Source organism: uncultured Sphingomonas sp., assembly GCF_964243315.1.
Lineage (GTDB): Bacteria > Pseudomonadota > Alphaproteobacteria > Sphingomonadales > Sphingomonadaceae > Sphingomonas.
This window is the reverse complement of record NZ_CAXTEM010000001.1, coordinates 28747-45727: the sequence shown is the minus strand read 5'-3', so window position 1 is coordinate 45727 and position 16981 is coordinate 28747. Positions and strand designations below refer to the sequence as shown.

The 16981-nt window shown below is 66.5% G+C and carries 11 protein-coding genes; 8 read left to right on the top strand and 3 right to left on the bottom strand.

Features of this window, described 5'->3' with window-relative positions; all coding sequences use genetic code 11:
* Positions 1-57: 57 nt before the first annotated feature.
* From ACFE77_RS00175 to ACFE77_RS00145, 7 genes are all read left to right on the top strand, one after another.
* Positions 58-3036 carry a TonB-dependent receptor gene (locus tag ACFE77_RS00175; protein ID WP_375419592.1) on the top strand — a complete coding sequence of 993 codons (2979 nt, stop codon included), beginning with the start codon at positions 58-60 and terminating at the stop codon, positions 3034-3036.
* Positions 3037-3188: 152 nt separating this feature from the next.
* Complete coding sequence (locus ACFE77_RS00170) at positions 3189-5363, top strand: WD40/YVTN/BNR-like repeat-containing protein (RefSeq protein WP_375419687.1); 2175 nt, start codon at positions 3189-3191, stop codon at positions 5361-5363.
* Entirely contained in the window at positions 5360-6979 is a 1620-nt protein-coding gene (locus tag ACFE77_RS00165) for a DUF5597 domain-containing protein (RefSeq protein ID WP_375419591.1), read from the top strand. Before ACFE77_RS00170 ends, ACFE77_RS00165 begins: the two co-directional genes overlap by 4 nt.
* A 41-nt stretch (positions 6980-7020) precedes the next feature.
* Positions 7021-9915 (top strand): TIM-barrel domain-containing protein, encoded by a 2895-nt coding sequence (locus ACFE77_RS00160; RefSeq protein WP_375419590.1) that lies wholly within the window; start codon positions 7021-7023, stop codon positions 9913-9915.
* A gap of 108 nt (positions 9916-10023) precedes the next feature.
* A complete protein-coding gene (locus tag ACFE77_RS00155) occupies positions 10024-10806 on the top strand; it encodes a ThuA domain-containing protein (RefSeq protein ID WP_375419589.1) in 783 nt (260 codons plus the stop codon).
* A gap of 44 nt (positions 10807-10850) precedes the next feature.
* Positions 10851-11855: an alpha/beta fold hydrolase gene (locus ACFE77_RS00150; protein ID WP_375419588.1), complete on the top strand. Its 1005-nt coding sequence runs from the start codon at positions 10851-10853 to the stop codon at positions 11853-11855.
* Between the two features lie 11 nt (positions 11856-11866).
* Positions 11867-12919: a serine hydrolase domain-containing protein gene (locus tag ACFE77_RS00145; RefSeq protein WP_375419587.1), complete on the top strand. Its 1053-nt coding sequence runs from the start codon at positions 11867-11869 to the stop codon at positions 12917-12919.
* A 10-nt stretch (positions 12920-12929) separates the two neighbouring features.
* On the opposite strand, the gene ACFE77_RS00140 is transcribed toward ACFE77_RS00145, so the two are convergent.
* Positions 12930-13448 carry a pseudoazurin gene (locus ACFE77_RS00140; RefSeq protein ID WP_375419586.1) on the bottom strand — a complete coding sequence of 173 codons (519 nt, stop codon included), beginning with the start codon at positions 13446-13448 and terminating at the stop codon, positions 12930-12932.
* A gap of 69 nt (positions 13449-13517) precedes the next feature.
* Here ACFE77_RS00140 and ACFE77_RS00135 point away from each other — a divergent pair, with 69 nt between their 5' ends.
* Complete coding sequence (locus ACFE77_RS00135) at positions 13518-14270, top strand: GntR family transcriptional regulator (protein WP_375419585.1); 753 nt, start codon at positions 13518-13520, stop codon at positions 14268-14270.
* Positions 14271-14273: 3 nt separating this feature from the next.
* On the opposite strand, the gene ACFE77_RS00130 is transcribed toward ACFE77_RS00135, so the two are convergent.
* Complete coding sequence (locus tag ACFE77_RS00130; RefSeq protein ID WP_375419584.1) at positions 14274-15596, bottom strand: MFS transporter; 1323 nt, start codon at positions 15594-15596, stop codon at positions 14274-14276.
* A 5-nt stretch (positions 15597-15601) separates the two neighbouring features.
* Positions 15602-16939 (bottom strand): amidohydrolase family protein, encoded by a 1338-nt coding sequence (locus ACFE77_RS00125; protein ID WP_375419583.1) that lies wholly within the window; start codon positions 16937-16939, stop codon positions 15602-15604.
* Between the last annotated feature and the right edge of the window lie 42 nt (positions 16940-16981).

Sequence of the window (16981 nt, the reverse complement as noted above, 5' to 3'; positions counted from 1 at the left end):
AAGCACAGGTGCACAAGGGTACAGCGCCGCAACGGCGCAACACAGGGGACGGATCTGATGAGGCGCGATAACCAACGACTGAGCGGTGCGTCTGCGCTGGCGATCATCCTGGCGAGCGTGGCGACCCCTGCTGCCGTGCATGCGCAACAGCAGCCTACTGGGCCTGCCCCCGCGCAAGATCGTGCCGTCCCGCAGGCCGGCACTGCCGGCGAGCCGGATGAGACGGTGCAAGCAGACGCACAGACCGACGCGCCCGGCGCGGGCGGCGACATCGTCGTCACCGGCCTTCGCCAGTCGCTGGAAAGCGCGCAGGCGATCAAGCGCAATGCCGACCAGTTCGTCGATTCGATCACCGCACAGGACATCGGTCGCCTTCCCGACGTCAACGTCGCCGAGGCGCTTCAACGTATCTCGGGCGTGCAGATCACGCGCAACCGCGGCGAAGGTTCTGCGATCGCGGTCCGGGGTCTCAACCAGGTCCGTACCGAGCTGAATGGCCGCGACATCTTTTCGGCGAGCGGCGGGCGCGGGTTGTCGTTCGAGGAGGTCGGCTCCGAGCTTCTCGCCGGCGTCGACGTCTACAAGAACCCGTCTGCCGACCTGATCGAGGGCGGTCTGGCAGGCACGGTCAATCTGCGCACCCGGCTGCCGTTCGACAGCACCGGCCAGATCGTCGCCGCGACCGTCGGCTCCACCTATTACGACCTGATCGGGAAGGGCGGACAGCAGGCATCCGGCCTGTACTCCAATCGTTGGCAGACCGGCATCGGCGAGATCGGCATTCTGGCGAATGTCGGATACCAGACAACTTCGTTCCGGGACGACGTCGTCGTCGTCGAGCCCTTCTATCAGCAGGGCCCGGTCGCGCCGGGCGTGCAGGGACCGGTTCCGGGGTACGAGAACCAGACGGTGCTGCTGCCGCATGGCGGCGGCTTCCGCGTCGCTTACGGCGATCGCGAGCGGCTCAGCACCGCAGGCGCGGTGCAGTGGAAGCCGACCGACCGGCTCGAATTCTACGCGCAGTATTTCCGCGCCGACTATAAGTTCGACGAAGCGGGGACGTCGTTTTTCGCTTACGGATCGGACGTGCCCCCGGCGCAAGGCCGGCCATTCACGGTCGACGATCAGGGCATCGTTCGCACGGGCTACCTATCCAACCCGGGGACGGATTCGGTCAATTTCGGCACCAACCGCAAGACGGATACGACCGACATCTCGGGCGGCGTCAAATGGCAGGTTACCGATCGGCTGCGCCTGTCGCTCGACTACCAGCATATCGACTCGAACGTCGAACAGCAGACGCTGAACCTTACCGCGACCGCGCTCAATCCGCGCACCAGCGTGGCGGGGTTCGGGCAGCCATATGACCTCTTCTTCGACATCAGCGGCGACAAGCCCGTCTTCCAGTCGACGACCCCGGGTTATTTCTCCAATCCCGCGAACTACGGCCTCACCGCAATCCTGCCCTATGCGGAGCGCAACGACGCGCAGTCGGACGCCTTCCGCGCGGACGCGGACTGGAACTTCGACGAGGGGTTCATCAAGAACATCCGCGTCGGCGCGCGCTATACCGACCGTAGCGCAGTCAACCGGAACACCACCTACGGGACATGGACCGCGATCGGGTCGACCTGCGCAAACTGGTCGTCCGACGCCGGCTGCTACCTGCTGTCGGAGTTCCCGCAATATGCGGAAGCGAACCGGTTCCAAAACGATCTGCTGCGCGGCGACGTCCGCAACACCGTGTTCGGGCCGGTTCAGCAGTTCCGCGACTCCCTGGTCCAGAACTCGGATGCCGCGTTCGCCGCGGTCAAGCAGATCAGCGGTCAGGACATCTCCTTCCGGTCGTTCGACGCGCCCGACGCGTTCCTCGGCACCATCAAGGAGAAGACCTACGCCGCGTTCCTGCGGGTCGGGTTCGGATCGGAACTGGCGGGGATGCGGTTCGACGGCAATGTCGGCCTGCGCGGCGTGCGCACCGAGACGGAGGGGCTCGGGCGTCGCGTCCTGACCTATCGGTCGGGCGCGCCAGTCACCAACCCGGATGGCACCGTGACCGCGGCGCCGACGGTGACGCTGGATTCCGAGTTCAGCGGCGGTCGTAACTACGACAAGTATTTGCCCAGCGCGAACTTGCGCGTGTTCCTGACGGACGAGCTGATCCTGCGCGGCGCTGCGTCCAAGAACCTCTCGCGGCCGAGCTTCGATCAGCTCAACCCGCAGTTCAAGCTCGGCGCGAGCTACACCGACGCGGCGAGCGTGGCACCGACGCTCGTCAATCCGAACGCACCGTACGACCCGGTGAACAACCCGTATGTCGGCACCGGCACCGCGTTGGGTGATCCCAACCTGAAGCCGGAGCGGACCACCAGCTTCGACGCCGCGCTCGAATGGTATTTCGACCGGGTCGGGTATGTGTACCTCACCGGGTTCTACAAGAACATCAAGGACCTGATCGTCCGTCGCCCGACGGCGCCGGTCGAGCAGTCGATCGACGGCATCGGCACGATCCGGTTCAACGTCGAGCGCTTCATTAATCAGTCGAGCGGCTATGTGCGCGGTTTCGAGGTGGGCGGACAAAAGTTCTTCGACTTCTTGCCGGCGCCGTTCGACGGGCTCGGCGTGCAAGCCAACTATACGTTCGCGGATAGCGACGCGGGCCAGCAGGCGGCGGGCGACATCAACAGCGTCACGCAGATCGACGTACCGCTGGTCAATCTGTCGAAGCACAGCTTCAACCTGCTCGCGCTCTACGATCGCAACGGGCTGAACATGCGCGTCGCCTATAACTGGCGGGGCAAGTATCTGCAGGGCACCAGCAACACCGGAACGCAGAACCTGCCGATTTTCGGCGACTCGATCGGCTTCCTCGATGCGTCGGTCACCTATGACGTCACGAAGAACTTCGCGATCACGCTGGACGGCCAAAACCTGCTCGATACGGTCACCAAGACCTACCAGATCTTCAGCAACCGTCCGCGCGATTACCAGATCAACGATCGCCGCGTGTCGATACGTGCACGGGTCCGCTTGTAAATTCCGTCCTGCCTTCCCCCCTACCCGGGCGGTTCATCCGAACCGTCCGGGCTTTTTCTAGGCAGGCAGTTTGCTTGATGCCATCTTCGCCCGACATGCCCAGGAATCTTGCCATAGAGCGCCGACTGCTTGGCAGCGTATTGGCCGTGATCATGCTCGCGGCGCCCGTCGCTGCGCTCGGCCGCCCCGCCGCTGCCACCGAACCCTATCGCTGGACCAACGTGAAGGTCGGCGCGGGTGGCTATGCGCCCAATATCGTGTTCAGCCCGGTCGAGCGCGGGCTCGCCTATCTGCGTACCGACATGGGCGGCGCCTATCGTTGGGATGCCGCGCAGCGCCGCTGGATCGCGCTCCAGGATGGCAATGCCGTGTCCAGCTATATGGGCATCGAGAGCATCGCGCCCGATCCCGTGAACCCCGATGTGGTGTATCTGGCGGCGGGGATGAACGCCGGGCAGCCGGCGGCGATCATGCGGTCCGCGGATCGGGGTGCGACGTGGCGGATCGTGCCGGTGCCGTTCGCGATGGGCGGCAACGAAGCGGGCAGGGGGCTCGGCGAGCGGCTCGCGGTGGACCCGAACGATCCGACCAGGCTGTTCTTCGGCTCGCGCCACGACGGGCTTTGGCAGAGCAATGACTCGGGCGCGACCTGGGCCAAGATGCCGGGCTTCCCGCTGAAGGGGCTCGGCCGCCCGCAGCCGCGCACCAGTCACGGCGGGATCGCCTTCGTGGTGGTCGACCCGACCAGCGGCAGCAAGGGCACGGCGTCGCGGCGCATCTGGGCAGGCGTTGCCGATCCCGGCGGCGCATCGCTCTTTCGCTCCGACGATGGCGGAGCGACGTGGCATGCGGTCGATGGTCCCGGTCTGCTCGCGGTGAAAGCCGCGATCGACACGCGCGGCGTGCTGTGGGTCGGCTATGCGAGCGGCATCGGCCCGAGCGACGCGACGACCGGTGCGGTCTGGCGCTTCGATCCCCGAGGCGACGCGCGCGACGTGACGCCGCCGTCCTGGCGAGCGCAGGGAGCCGAAGGCGGATTCCTTGGCGTCGCAGTGGCGAGGTCTGCGCCCGGAACCGTCGCGGTGACGACGATCGATCGCTACCGGGCGGGTGACTCGCTGTGGATCACGCGTGATGACGGGCGGACGTGGGAAGACGTCGGCCAGCGGAGCCGCCGCGACGTGTCCAGCACGCCGTTCCTGCTGCACGAGGGCAAGGGTGCCGATTTCGGCCACTGGATCTCCGGGCTAGCGATCGACCCGTACGATCCGGCGCATCTGGCCTACACCACCGGCGCGACGGTCTATGCGACTGCCGGGCTGGGCGCGCGCGGTGCGGTGGACTGGGCGCCTTGGACCGAAGGTATCGAGCAGACCGCGATCATCACCCTGATCTCGCCGACGGGTGGTGCGCCGCTCGTGTCTGGGTTCGGCGACCTTGCCGGCTTCGTTCATCAGGATCTGCGACGGTCGCCCAAGCCGACCTTCACCAACCCGTATCTGTCGAACACCAACACGCTGGATTATGCGGGGCGCAAGCCCGCGATACTGGTCCGCAGCGGCAGCCTCTACGCCGACCGGCCACGCACCGCCTCGCTGGCCCGTTCCGACGACGGCGGCAAGACCTGGGCGCCGGTGCGCGTGCCGCCGATGGGCGATCCGCTCCGTCGCGAGGATCTTGCAGGCGAGGCGGCGATCACGGTGTCGGCGGACGGCGCGACCATGATCGTGGCGACGCCGATCCCGCAGCGCACGCGCGACGGTAGCCGCAGCTGGACCACAATACGCGGGTTGCCGGCTGGCGTTCGCGCGGTCGCGGACAAGGTCGACGCGCGGGTCTTCTATGCGGTGGATGTCGCGAACGGCCGGCTGCTGGTGTCGCGAGATGCCGGTGCGACCTTCGCGTCGGTCGCGGGGCGCGGTCTGCCTGCCGATCTCAGGCCGGGCGGGCGGCAGGGGCGGGAGGCGCAGAGCGCGCTGCTCGCCGCACCCGATCGCGCCGGCGAGCTATGGCTGAAGGCGGGCGAGCGGCTGTTCCACAGCATCGACGGCGGCGCCTCCTTCACACCGGCAAGCGGCGAGCTGGCGGTCGAGCTGTTCGGGATCGGCAAGGGTGCGCTGTTCGCGATCGGCACCGACCAGGGTATTCGCGGGATCTGGCGGTCCATCGATAGCGGGACGTCGTGGCAGCGGATCGACGACGACGCGCACCGTTGGGGCGCGCGCTACCGCGTGATTTCGGGGGATCCGCGCCTGCCCGGACGGGTCTATGTCGGCACCGACGGCCGCGGCCTGTTCTACGGCGATCCAGAGGGTAAAACACGATGATCGGACGCGTACTTTTTTTGTCGACCATGGCCGCAGCGATCCCCCAAACCGTCGTCGCGCAGACCGCGACGCCCGTGCCGCGGATCGAGACCCGGGGCGACCGGCATGCGCTGATCGTCGACGGCGCGCCGTTCACGATCCTCGGCGGGCAGGTCAACAATTCGACCAACTATCCCGAGATATTGAAGACCGCCTGGCCGGTGCTCGACCGAATCCACGCCAACACCGTCGAAGTGCCGATCGCGTGGCAGCAGGTCGAGCCGCAGGAGGGGCGCTTCGACCTCTCGTTTCTGCAAGCGCTGCTCGATCAGGCGCGGCAGCACGACAAGCGCGTGGTGCTGCTCTGGTTCGGAACGTGGAAGAACACCTCCCTCTCCTACACCCCCGACTGGGTGAAGCTCGACAACCGCCGGTTCCCGCGGATGAAGACGCGCGACATGAAGGATCATGGCGTGCTGAGCGCGCATGGCGCGGAGACGCTGAAGGCCGATACGCGCGCGTTCGTGAAGGTGATGGAGTATCTGCGCGATCACGACCCGCAGAACACCGTGATCCTGGTCCAGCCGCAGAACGAGACCGGCAGCTACCGCAACCCGCGCGATTATGGCGCGTCGGCGACGAGATTGTTCAATCAGCCGTTGCCGGCGGCGCTGGCCCGGCGCATCGGCAAGCGCGGGACGTGGTCGCAGGCGTATGGCGCGCAAGCCGACCGCGCGTTCAACACCTGGTACGTCGCATCCTATGTCGACGCGATCGCCGCGGCGGGCAAGGCGGTGAAGCCGTTGCCGATGTACGTGAACGCAAGCCTCGCCGGACCGTCCAACGTTCCCGATCCGGACGGCGTCGCCAGCGGAGGACCGCAGCAGGACGTGCTCGACATTTGGAAGGCGGCGGCGCCGCACATCGATTTCGCCGCTCCCGACATCTATGATCGGGCGAGCGCGAACGTGGTCCAGTATCTCGACAAATATGCGCGGCCCGACAATGCGCTGATGGTGCCGGAGATCGGCAACGCGCGCGAATTCCACCGCTATTTCTATGCCGCGCTCGGTCGCGGCGCGATCGGCTATTCGCCGTTCGGGATCGATGCGAGCGGCTATTTCAACTATCCGCTGGGTGCGCGCGACCTGAGCAACGCAACGCTGGAGCCGCTTGCCCTCGCCTACACGATGGTCGGATCGATCATGCGCGATTGGGCGCGGATCGCGTTCGAGCGGCCGACATGGGGCATGGCGAAGCCCGACGACGGCACCGCCCAATCGACGCGCATGGGCAAGTGGACGATCAAGGCATCGTGGGCCGAATGGCAGTTCGGGCTCAGCGACTGGAAGTGGCTGAAGTCTGAGCCGGTGCCCTGGGCCAAGGAGCCGATCGGCGGGATCGCGGTGGCGCAGTTGTCCGAGAACGAGTTCCTGGTGGTCGGCGACCATGTCCGGGTCGATTTCGCGGGCGCCGACGGCGTGGCGAACGGCATGGTCGTGCGGGTCGAGGAAGGCGGGTTCGTCGATGGCCGCTGGGTCATGAGCCGCGTCTGGAACGGCGACCAGACCGACTACGGCATCAACCTGGTCGATCGTCCGCAGGTGCTGAAGATCACGATGGGGCAGTTTCGATGAAGGCGGGTTCGATGAAGGCGGGTTCGACGAAGGCGGGTTCGATGAAGACGGGTTTGGAGACGAAGATGATCGTTAAGTCACTGGCCTCACTGCTGTTGGCGGGCACCGCGATCGGCGCGGCCGACGCCCAGCGGTTCGACCGGACGCCTGGTGGCGTGGTCGTCACGCCGGCGGGGGGTGCTGCGGCGAAGGTCGAGATCGCGGTGCATGGCGACGGCATCATCCATGTGGTCGCGACCCCGAAGGACGCATCGCCGCGCCCGCGCACGCCCAGCCTGATGGTGGCCAATCCGCCGGCGGCCGGGACCTTCGACGTCACCGAGGGCAAGGGCCAGGTCCGCGTGCGGACGCCCAAGACGATCGCCGAGATCAGCCTGGCGACCGGGCTCGTCCGCTTCTCCGATCCCGCCGGGCAGGCGCTACTGACCGAATCCGCGCCGACGTCGTTCGGATCGACGGTGATCGACGGCAAGCCGTCCAAGACGGTGTCGCAGCAGTTCAACCGCGGCACCGACGAGGGGCTTTACGGCCTCGGCCAGCACCAGAATGCGCAGATGGATTATAACGGCGAGGACGTCGAACTCGCGCAGCACAACATGGACATCGGCGTGCCGTTCGTGGTGTCGACGAAGGGCTACGGCCTGCTCTGGGACAACAACTCCTTCACCCGCTTCGGCAACCCCAAGCCCTACGACTTCGTCGGCGAGGGGATGAAGGTGACGAGCGGCGGCAAGCCCGGTTGGCGCGCAGAGTATTTCCTCGACGGCAAATCGGCGGTCACGCGACAGGAAGCGACGATCGACTATCAGTACATCAACGATCAGTCGAAATGGCCCGAAGCGGCGAAGGCGCGAACGGTCGCCGCGACCGGTGGCCAGAATACCGCAGGCAATGCCGTGCAGAAGCAGACCGTGGTCTGGTCGGGCGACATCATGCCGACTGCGACCGGCACCCACAAGTTCCAGCTCTACGCGTCGAGCTATTACAAGGTCTATGCCGACGGCAAGCTGGTGCTCGATCGCTGGCGGCAGAACTGGAACCCCTGGTACGCGAACTTCGACCTGCCGATGGTCAGCGGCAAGCCCGTCGCGATCCGCATCGAGTGGGAGCCGAACGCCGGCTATATGGCGTTCTTCCACAGCGATCCGCTGCCCGATGCCGATCGGCATTCGGTGTGGTTCACCAGCGACGTCGCGCAGGCCAAGGATTATTGGTTCATCCCGGGCGGCAGCATCGACGCGGCGATCGCCGGCTACCGGCAGGTCACGGGCAAGTCGGAGATGATGCCCAAATGGGTCTATGGCTTCTGGCAGTCGCGCCAGCGCTACGAGACCGCTGCCGAGGTCACCAACGTCGTCGACCGCTATCGCGAGCTGAAGATCCCGCTAGACAACATCGTGCTGGACTGGCGCTATTGGCGCGATCCCGACTGGGGCAGCCACAAGTTCGATCCGGCGCGCTTTCCCGACCCGGCCAAGATGATCGACGCGGTCCACGCCGATCATGCCAATTTCATGATCTCGGTCTGGCCCAAATTCTACCCGACCACCGACACCTACAAGGAACTGGCGGCTGCGGGTGCGGTCTACCAGGGCAATCTGCGGCAGGGGAACAAGGACTGGGTCGGGCCGGGCTATGCCAGCACCTTCTACGATCCGTATTCGGCGGACGGACGGCGGATCTTCTGGAAGCAGATCGAGGATCGGTTGGCGAAGCTCGGCACCGACGCCTGGTGGGCCGACGCGTCCGAGCCGGATCCGCATTCGAACCTGTCGATCGAGGAGCGGCTCGACGCGATGGGCCCGACCGCGATGGGACCGGCGTCAGAGTTCTTCAACAGCTACTCGCTGATGAATGCGCGATCCTTCTACGACGGATGGAGCGCCTTCAAGCCGACCGTTCGGCCGTTCCTGCTGACCCGTTCGGGCTTTGCCGGGCTGCAACGCTATGGCGCAGCGATCTGGTCGGGCGATGTCGCCAGCCGCTGGTACGATCTGCGTGCGCAGATCTCGGCCGGCGTGAATGCGTCGATGTCGGGCATCCCGAACTGGACGCACGACATCGGGGGCTTCGCGCTCGAGGACCGGTTCTCCACCAAGACGCCGACCGCCGCCAATCTGGCGGAGTGGCGCGAGCTCAACCTGCGCTGGTTCCAGTTCGGCGCGTTCAGCCCGCTGTTCCGGAGCCACGGCGAATATCCGTATCGCGAGATCTACGAGATCAGCCCCGAAGGCTCGCCGATGCGCGCATCGATGGTGCGGTACGACGAGCTTCGCTACCGGTTGATGCCGTATATCTACACGATCGGTGCCGACACCTACATGAAGGACGGCAGCATCATGCGTGCGCTTGCCGCCAGCTTCCCGGCGGATCGGCGCGCGCGCAAGATCGACGACCAGTATCTGTTCGGCGACGCGTTCCTGGTGGCACCGGTCACGGCGTATTCTGCGCGCAACCGGCAGGTCTATTTCCCGGGCAACGCGAGTTGGTACGACTTCGACACTGGGCGGACATTCGCTGGCGGCACCACCGCCGCGGTGGATGCGCCGCTCGAGCGGATGCCGTTGTTCGTGCGGGCCGGTGCGATCGTGCCGATGGGCCCGGTCACGCAATATGTCGACGAGCGCCGCGACTCGCCGCTGACGATCGCGGTCTACACCGGCGCGGATGGCAGCTTCTCGCTGTACGAGGATGACGGGCGATCGACGTCGTACAAAACGGGCGCGTTTTCGCGCATCCCGATCAGCTACGATCAACGGACCGGCGTCGTCCGCGTCGGCAAGCGCGAAGGCGCGGGCTGGGCGGGCATGCCCGCGAGCCGGACGCTGCGCGTGAAGTGGATCGGCGCTGGGCAGTCCGCCGCGACCGGCGACGCCTTCGATGCCGAGGTCACCTATGCCGGGGAGATGCTGCAGGTGACCAGACCGCGACGCTGACATCACGGCGGAACAGGCGCTGGACGGCCGGGCCTTATCGATGGAGGTCCGGCTGGCGCCTTGGACGCGGGGCTGGACAGGTGCTTCGGGGATCGAGGAGTGCGCTCAATGAAGGCCATCGTTCGGGCGTTCGTCGCCGTTTTCTGCCTGTTCGCGCCCGCGACGAGCTGGGCCGAGGAGCAGTTCAAGCTCCTCGTCATCGCCACGCCCAGCAAATATCACTACGAATACATTCCGGTCGCGCGGGAGAGCATCGAGCGTCTGGCGAAGCTGCACTCGTTCGGCGTCACCTGGACCAGCGATCCTGCGGTGTTCGACGGCGATCTGCGTCAATATGCGGCGGTGTTGTGGCTCAACACGCCGGCGGAGCAGTTGAACGAGGCGCAACGCAGGCATTTCGAGGACTATATGCGCGCCGGGGGCAACGCCATGGTCGTGCACCGGGCGGCGATCATCCCGCCTGATGCGTGGCCGTGGTACGAAAAGCTGGTCGGCCGATCCTTCGTCAATCATCCCATGATCCAGACCGCGGTCGTTGCCGTTACGGATCCAGGATTTCCCGCGACCTTCGGCTTGCCCGACAAATGGATCTGGAGCGACGAATATTACGTCACGTCCAACCCGTTCCGCATCACGATCAACACCGTCCTGAAGGTCGACGAAGCGAGCTACGATCCGACCAAGATCTGGCCGGGGCAAGTCGGCAAGCCGATGGGCAGCGATCATCCGGAAGCATGGTTCCGAACCTACGAGAAGGGGCGGGTGTTCGTCACCTTGCTGGGTCACAAGGTGGAGATGTACCAGGACGAGCGATATCTGCAGCACCTGCTGGGCGGCATCTATTGGACAGCTACCGGGCTGGGCCAGCAGCGCGGGCCTACTCGTCGGTAAGCTCGGCCCACGGAAATCTCGTCGCGGTCGGTCGTTGCAGGTCGATGATCCGCTTCAGCTACACCGCCGCCCTCATATCCGTCGCCCTGTCGGGCAGCGTCAGCATGGCGCAGACCGTTCCCCTTGGCGCGAACCTCGAACGCTTCGACTATCCGGCGCCGGTCCGCTGGTACGAAGCATCGTCGCAGGGCCGACCGATCCGGATGGCCTATCTCGACCTTGCGCCGACGGTTCGCGCCAACGGCACCACCGTGGTCCTGCTGCACGGCAAGAACTTCTGCGCGGCGACGTGGGACGAGACCGCGCGCGGGCTGACGGGCGCCGGCTTCCGGGTGATCGCGCCCGATCAGATCGGCTTCTGCAAGTCGTCCAAACCCGCCGGGTATCAATACAGCTTCCACACGATGGCCGAACTGACCCGTGGGCTGCTGGATCGAGCAGGGGCGGGCAAGGTCGTCCTGGTCGGTCATTCGACGGGCGGCATCCTCGCGACCCGGTTCGCGCTGCTGCACCCGGACCGCGTGTCGAGGCTGGTGCTGGTCAACCCGCTCGGCCTCAACGACACGCTGGCGGAGGGCGTGCCCTATGCCGACCTGGGCCAACTGCGCGTCGAGGAGGCGAAGACCGACGCCGCGTCGATCAAGGCCTACCAGCTTCGCAACTATTATCACGGCGAATGGCGGCCGGCTTATGATCGCTGGGTCGCGATGCTGGCCGGCCAATATGCCGCTGCCGATGGCGACGTCGTTCGGGACGCGCAGGCGCGTCTGTCCGACATGATCCAGACGCAGCCGATCGCAGCCGAACTGCCGCGCCTGACGATGCCGGTCACCCTCATCATCGGCGAGCGCGACCTCACCGCCTTTCGTGCGAACAGCGCCCCGGCGGATCGGCGGTCATCGATCCGCACCGTACCGCAGGCGGCCGAAGCGGCCGTCAAACGCATCCCGAACGCGCAGCTGATCCGCCTCGACGATCTGGGCCATGCGCCGCAGGTGGAGGCGCCGGCGCGCTTTGTTGTCACGCTGAAGGCCGCGATCGCTTCATGAGACGATCGTGGATGATGCCGATCGCGCTGCTCGCCTGCGCGTGCGACGCGGCGCCCGTGGGGCAGGCGCCGACGGGGCAAGCGCAGAGTGGGCGGGCGCCGGCAGCCGTGGTGACGTCCGGACTGAAGGCGGAGACGATGGCCCGTACGGTCGCCGCGGCAGGGCGGCTGCCCCGGATCCGTTCGCTGCTGGTGGTGCGCGACGGGCGGACGCTGGCCGAGCATCGCTTCAACAACGGACCGTCGCTCGACCAGCCGGTCAACATCAAGTCTGCGTCCAAGTCGGTCATCTCGGCGCTGGTCGGCATCGCAATCGCGCGCGGCGTGTTCCGCGGCGTGGATCAGCCGATCATGTCGGTACTCGGCGGCGATGCGCCCGCGAAAGCCGACCCGCGGCTCGCGCAGGTGACGATCGGCAATCTGCTGTCGATGCAGGCAGGCCTGGAGCGAACCTCGGGCGAGTTCTACGGCCGCTGGGTGTCGAGCCCGAACTGGGTCAGGTCTGCGCTGTCGCGGCCGTTCGTCGACGAGCCCGGCGGCGCCATGCTCTATTCGACCGGCAACACCCACCTGCTGTCGGCGATGCTCACCCGTGCGTCGGGCAGGAGCACCTTGCGACTGGCAAGGGAGTGGTTGGGCGAGCCGCTCGGGATCACAATTCCGGTATGGCCGGCCGATCCGCAAGGCGTGTATTTCGGCGGCAACGAGATGCGGCTGTCGCCACGCGCGCTCGCCCGTTTCGGCGAACTCTATCGGCTTGGCGGGGTCGTGGACGGCAGGCGGATCCTGCCCGCATCGTGGATCGAGCAGAGCTGGACCCCGCGGACGACCTCCCCGTGGAGCGGTGGCCAGTACGGCTATGGCTGGTTTATCGGGCAGGCCGCGGGCCACCCAGTCCGGTTCGCCTGGGGTTATGGGGGGCAGATGATCTACGTCGTGCCCGACCTGCGGCTGACCGTGGTGATGACCTCCGACGCGAACGGCGCGCGCGACAGCGGGCATATCGATGCGCTGCATCGCCTCCTGGCCGAGGGGATCGTGCCTGCAGCGGAGCAGGGTGCGTAACACTCCGCCGTTAGCGGGCCTGGGCGAACAGCGGCGCGAGGCGTTTGGTAGCGAGCGGCGTCGTCTTCACTGCGCTGGCTGTTACCAGGTTCGCCGGCGTCGCCTTGCCGGCCTTCACGAGGGCGACCATTCCCATGCCGTAATGCGGCAGGCATTTGAAGCCGTAGACACCCGGCTTGGTCAGCTTGACGACGTACGCCTGGTTCATCTTGCCCGCGGAAAGCGCCACGCCGGCCGGGAGCATCCCCGGAATCGGCTCCGCATTATGGCCCGGATCGGTAGGCACGAACCGGACCGTGTCGCCGACCGCGGCGCTGACGAAGGCGGGCTCGAACACCATCAATCCGGCTGCACCCTTGTTGCGCATCTGCACGACCAACTCTTTGGCGGACACCGGCGCGGAAACGGTCGCGGCGAGAACGGTGGCGGCAAGCAGTAAAAAATGACGGAACATGTGAGCACCTCTCCTGCGCTGCACTGTGCACATTCGCCACATCTTGTATACTAGGTATTTATATGCGGTGATCATGCATACTTCATTCATGCTATGGCACGTGGACAGATTGCCGTCATGAACCAGCAAGAGTAGACTCGATCGATGCAGCGAAAGATCGCCGACATGCCGACGACCAGCGAAGAGCGTATCCCTGCGCGCAAGGGGGATCGCCATCAGGAGGCGGTGACGCTGCTGCGGCGGATGATCCTGGCTGGTGAGCTGGCGCCGGGCGAGCCGCTGCGCGAGGTGGCGTTGAGCGAACAGTTCGGCACGTCGCGGACGCCGGTGCGCGAGGCGCTGCGGACGCTGGCGGCCGAGGGGCTGGTGACGCTGCTCCCCAATCGCACCGTGCAGGTCAGCCAGCTCGACGAGCAGGCGGCATCCGAGGTGTTCACGGTGCTGGGCGCGCTGGAGTCGCTGGCGGCGCGGCTGGCGTGCGAGCGGATGCAGCCCGAGGATCTGGAAGTCCTGTCCGAGTTGCAGGAGGACATGGCGCGCTATTTCGAGAGCCGCGATCGCCAACGCTATCTCGAAGCCAATCGCCTGATCCACGAACTGATCGTGGAGTCGTCCGGCAATGCGTCGCTGATCCTCGCGTGGCGGCTGCTGCTGCCACGGGCGGAGCGGGCGCGGCATGTCAGCACGCTGGATCACGAGCGCTGGGCCGCCGCGTTCGAGGAGCACAAGCTGATCGAGCAGGCGTTCCGATCGCGCGACGTGCCGGCGATCGCCGAGCTGATGCAGTCGCATTTCGACAACGGCGCCGACAGCATCAAGAACGCGCACCGGCGCGCCCGCCGCGAGGAACGATCGCGCGCCTATCAGACCGCGGCGTCCTCCACCCCGCGCCGGTAAATCTTACGCGGGGCGCTCGGCGTCCGGCTGGTAGATCGGTCGCGATGCGTCGATCCGCAGGAACAGCAGTCCCCCGATCGCGGACAACGCCGCGAGCACGTACATCGCCGCGTTCCAGCCGCTCCAGTGGAGAATGTAGCCGGTAATGACCGCCGCGAGCGCGCCGCCGATATTGCCGAAGGTGTTCATCACCGCCGACACCGATCCCGCGAAGATGCCGCCGACGTCGAGCGTCAGCGCCCAGGACACGCCCACGGTCAGCTCCAGCCCGAACACCGCCAGCGCGAACCACGCGACGCTGAGGAGCGGCGATGCGCTGAGCACGCCGGCCGGGATCGCCACCGCCGCCAGCGCGAAGCCGACCACCGCGACCACGCGGCGCGCGAGCGTGACATGGCCCCAACGATGGAGCAGCCGGTCCGATACCCAGCCGCCGGTGATGTCGCCAACCACACCCGCCATCAGCGGCAGGCTGGCGAATAGGCCCATCTGCGCGAGATCGAAATCGCGGACCTCGTTCAGATATTTGGGGAACCAGGTCAGGAAGATGTTGATCGAATAGGCGTAGCAGAAATACATCGCCGAGATCAGCCAGAGCTGCGGCTGCGCGAGGATGAAGCGCCACGGCACCTTGGCGGTGACCGCCCCGCCAGCGCCGCCAGCGCTGCCCTGGGGCGCCAGCGCATCGGCGATCAGCCGCCGCTCGGCGTCGTTGGTCGAGGCGTGCTGCTGCGGGCTGTCGCGATAATACCAAAACCAGACGGCGCCCCAGATCAGCCCCAACACCGCGAAGATCAGGAACGGCGCACGCCAGCCGAAGCGGAGCATCAGCCACACCACCAACACCGGGGTAAGCGCCGCACCGAGCCGGGCGCCGGCATGGGTCAGCCCCTGCGCGAAACCGCGTTCCGACGGCAGCATCCAGCGACTGAGCGAGCGCGTGGCGTTGGGGAAGGCGCCGGCCTCGCCGCAGCCGAACAGGAACCGGCACACGATGAGCGACGACGCGCTCCATGTCGCGGTCGTCAGCGCGGTGAAGGTCGACCACCAGATCACGATCGCGGTCAGCACCCGGCGCGGTCCGTACCGATCGCCCAGCCACCCGCCGGGGATCTGGAACATCGCATAGCCGATCTGGAAGATGCCCAGCACCCAGCCCCAGGTGCGGTTCGACAGCCCGTATTCGGCCTGGATCAGCGGGCCGGTCACCGAGATCACCACCCGGTCCATATAGGTGATCATATAGGCGAGGACGGTCAGCCAGAGCACCACGTGCCGCACCCGCGTCGGCCGTGCTCCCGCCGCGCCGCTCGCGGCCACCGCCATGTCGCTCATTTGACCGACGGAACCTTGCTGCCGCCGATATAGACCGCGGCGATCTTGCGGCTGTTGAGGATGTCGCGGGTGGGATCGGCGTTGAGCACGACGAAGTCGGCGAGCCGGCCCGGCGCGATCAGGCCGCGATCGTTGGTGTTCAGCCATTCCGCCGATCGGGCGGTGGCGGTGTGGATCGCCTCGGCGGGCGTGAAGCCCGCCTTCACCAGTTGTTCCAGCTCCCAATGCTCCGAATAGCCCGGGAGGCGACCCGGCGGACCCGCGTCGGTGCCGAACCCGTATTTCACGCCGCCGCGCGCGAGCAGCATGATGTTGTCGCGTGCCTGTTCGTCGATGCGGGGCAGGGCGGGGAAGATGCGGCTGGAGGCGATGGTCTTCTCACGCGTCGGGCTCTCCAGTCCGGCGATGGTCGCAGGATCGGCGGCCTGACGGAAGAATGGGTCGCGAGTGCGCGGATTGTCCGCCCCGAAGGCATAGACCGCGGCCTCGCGGCTGAGGGTGGCGGCGCCCTGCCAGACGCCGCGCGCCTTCATGGCGCCGATCAGCTCGGCATCGACCGGCTGGTCGCGGACGCTATGCATGAAGCCGTCGATGCCCTGCGCCACGAGTTGCTTGGCGTCGGCAAGGTAGAAGACATGGGCGAGGACGCGCTTGCCGTTGCGATGTCCCGCATCGATGATCGCCTTGCTGATCGAATAGGGCATCTTGGGCATCGCGCCGAGTTCGTCGTCCATCCACAACTTGATGTAGTCGACGCCCTTCTTCGCCTGCGCATCGACCTCCGCGGTCGCCTCTTCGGGGGTGGCGACCGGGTGGTTGATGCCGGGAACGCCGCCATAGCCGCCCTTGAAGACCAGTCCCTGACCCGCGGTCAGCAGGCGCGCCATGGTCTGCGGGCCGCTGCGGCCGGCATCGCGGATCGCGATGATGCTGTCCTTGTCGGTGCCCATCGACTGGACGGTGGTCACACCGAACGCGGCATAGGTGCGCAGGTCCTTGCGCACGCTGTCGGGCGTGAAATATTCCTCTTTCTGAACCAGATCGCGGACGGTGCCGATATGGACATGGAGATCGACGATCCCCGGCATCAGGAACTTGCGGCGCAGGTCGACGCGCGTGGCACCGGGGGTGCGCGGTGCCTGCTTGGTGGGGCCGACCCATTTGATCACCGCATCGTCGACGATCATCGCCTGATCGACCTTCGGCGCGGTGCCGCTGCCGTCGATCAGGGTAAAGCCGTGATACACCACCGGCGCTGCCTGCGCGCTGCCGGCGCATCCAATCGCTGCTCCTGCCAGCAATACCCATCCGAGCCGCTTCAATCGCGCCGTCATCGTCACCCTCCTTCTGCCGAGCAGCGGACCTGGTCCGTCATG

Bases quoted from the DNA above. Each gene is read 5' to 3' on its own strand.
- ACFE77_RS00135 (WP_375419585.1), top strand. From the start codon at position 13,518: ATGCAGCGAAAGATCGCCGACATGCCGACGACCAGCGAAGAGCGTATC.
- ACFE77_RS00170 (WP_375419687.1), top strand. From the start codon at position 3,189: ATGCTCGCGGCGCCCGTCGCTGCGCTCGGCCGCCCCGCCGCTGCCACC.
- ACFE77_RS00155 (WP_375419589.1), top strand. From the start codon at position 10,024: ATGAAGGCCATCGTTCGGGCGTTCGTCGCCGTTTTCTGCCTGTTCGCG.
- ACFE77_RS00140 (WP_375419586.1), bottom strand. From the start codon at position 13,448: ATGATCACCGCATATAAATACCTAGTATACAAGATGTGGCGAATGTGC.
- ACFE77_RS00175 (WP_375419592.1), top strand. From the start codon at position 58: ATGAGGCGCGATAACCAACGACTGAGCGGTGCGTCTGCGCTGGCGATC.
- ACFE77_RS00145 (WP_375419587.1), top strand. From the start codon at position 11,867: ATGATGCCGATCGCGCTGCTCGCCTGCGCGTGCGACGCGGCGCCCGTG.
- ACFE77_RS00160 (WP_375419590.1), top strand. From the start codon at position 7,021: ATGAAGACGGGTTTGGAGACGAAGATGATCGTTAAGTCACTGGCCTCA.
- ACFE77_RS00165 (WP_375419591.1), top strand. From the start codon at position 5,360: ATGATCGGACGCGTACTTTTTTTGTCGACCATGGCCGCAGCGATCCCC.
- ACFE77_RS00125 (WP_375419583.1), bottom strand. From the start codon at position 16,939: ATGACGGCGCGATTGAAGCGGCTCGGATGGGTATTGCTGGCAGGAGCA.
- ACFE77_RS00130 (WP_375419584.1), bottom strand. From the start codon at position 15,596: ATGGCGGTGGCCGCGAGCGGCGCGGCGGGAGCACGGCCGACGCGGGTG.
- ACFE77_RS00150 (WP_375419588.1), top strand. From the start codon at position 10,851: ATGATCCGCTTCAGCTACACCGCCGCCCTCATATCCGTCGCCCTGTCG.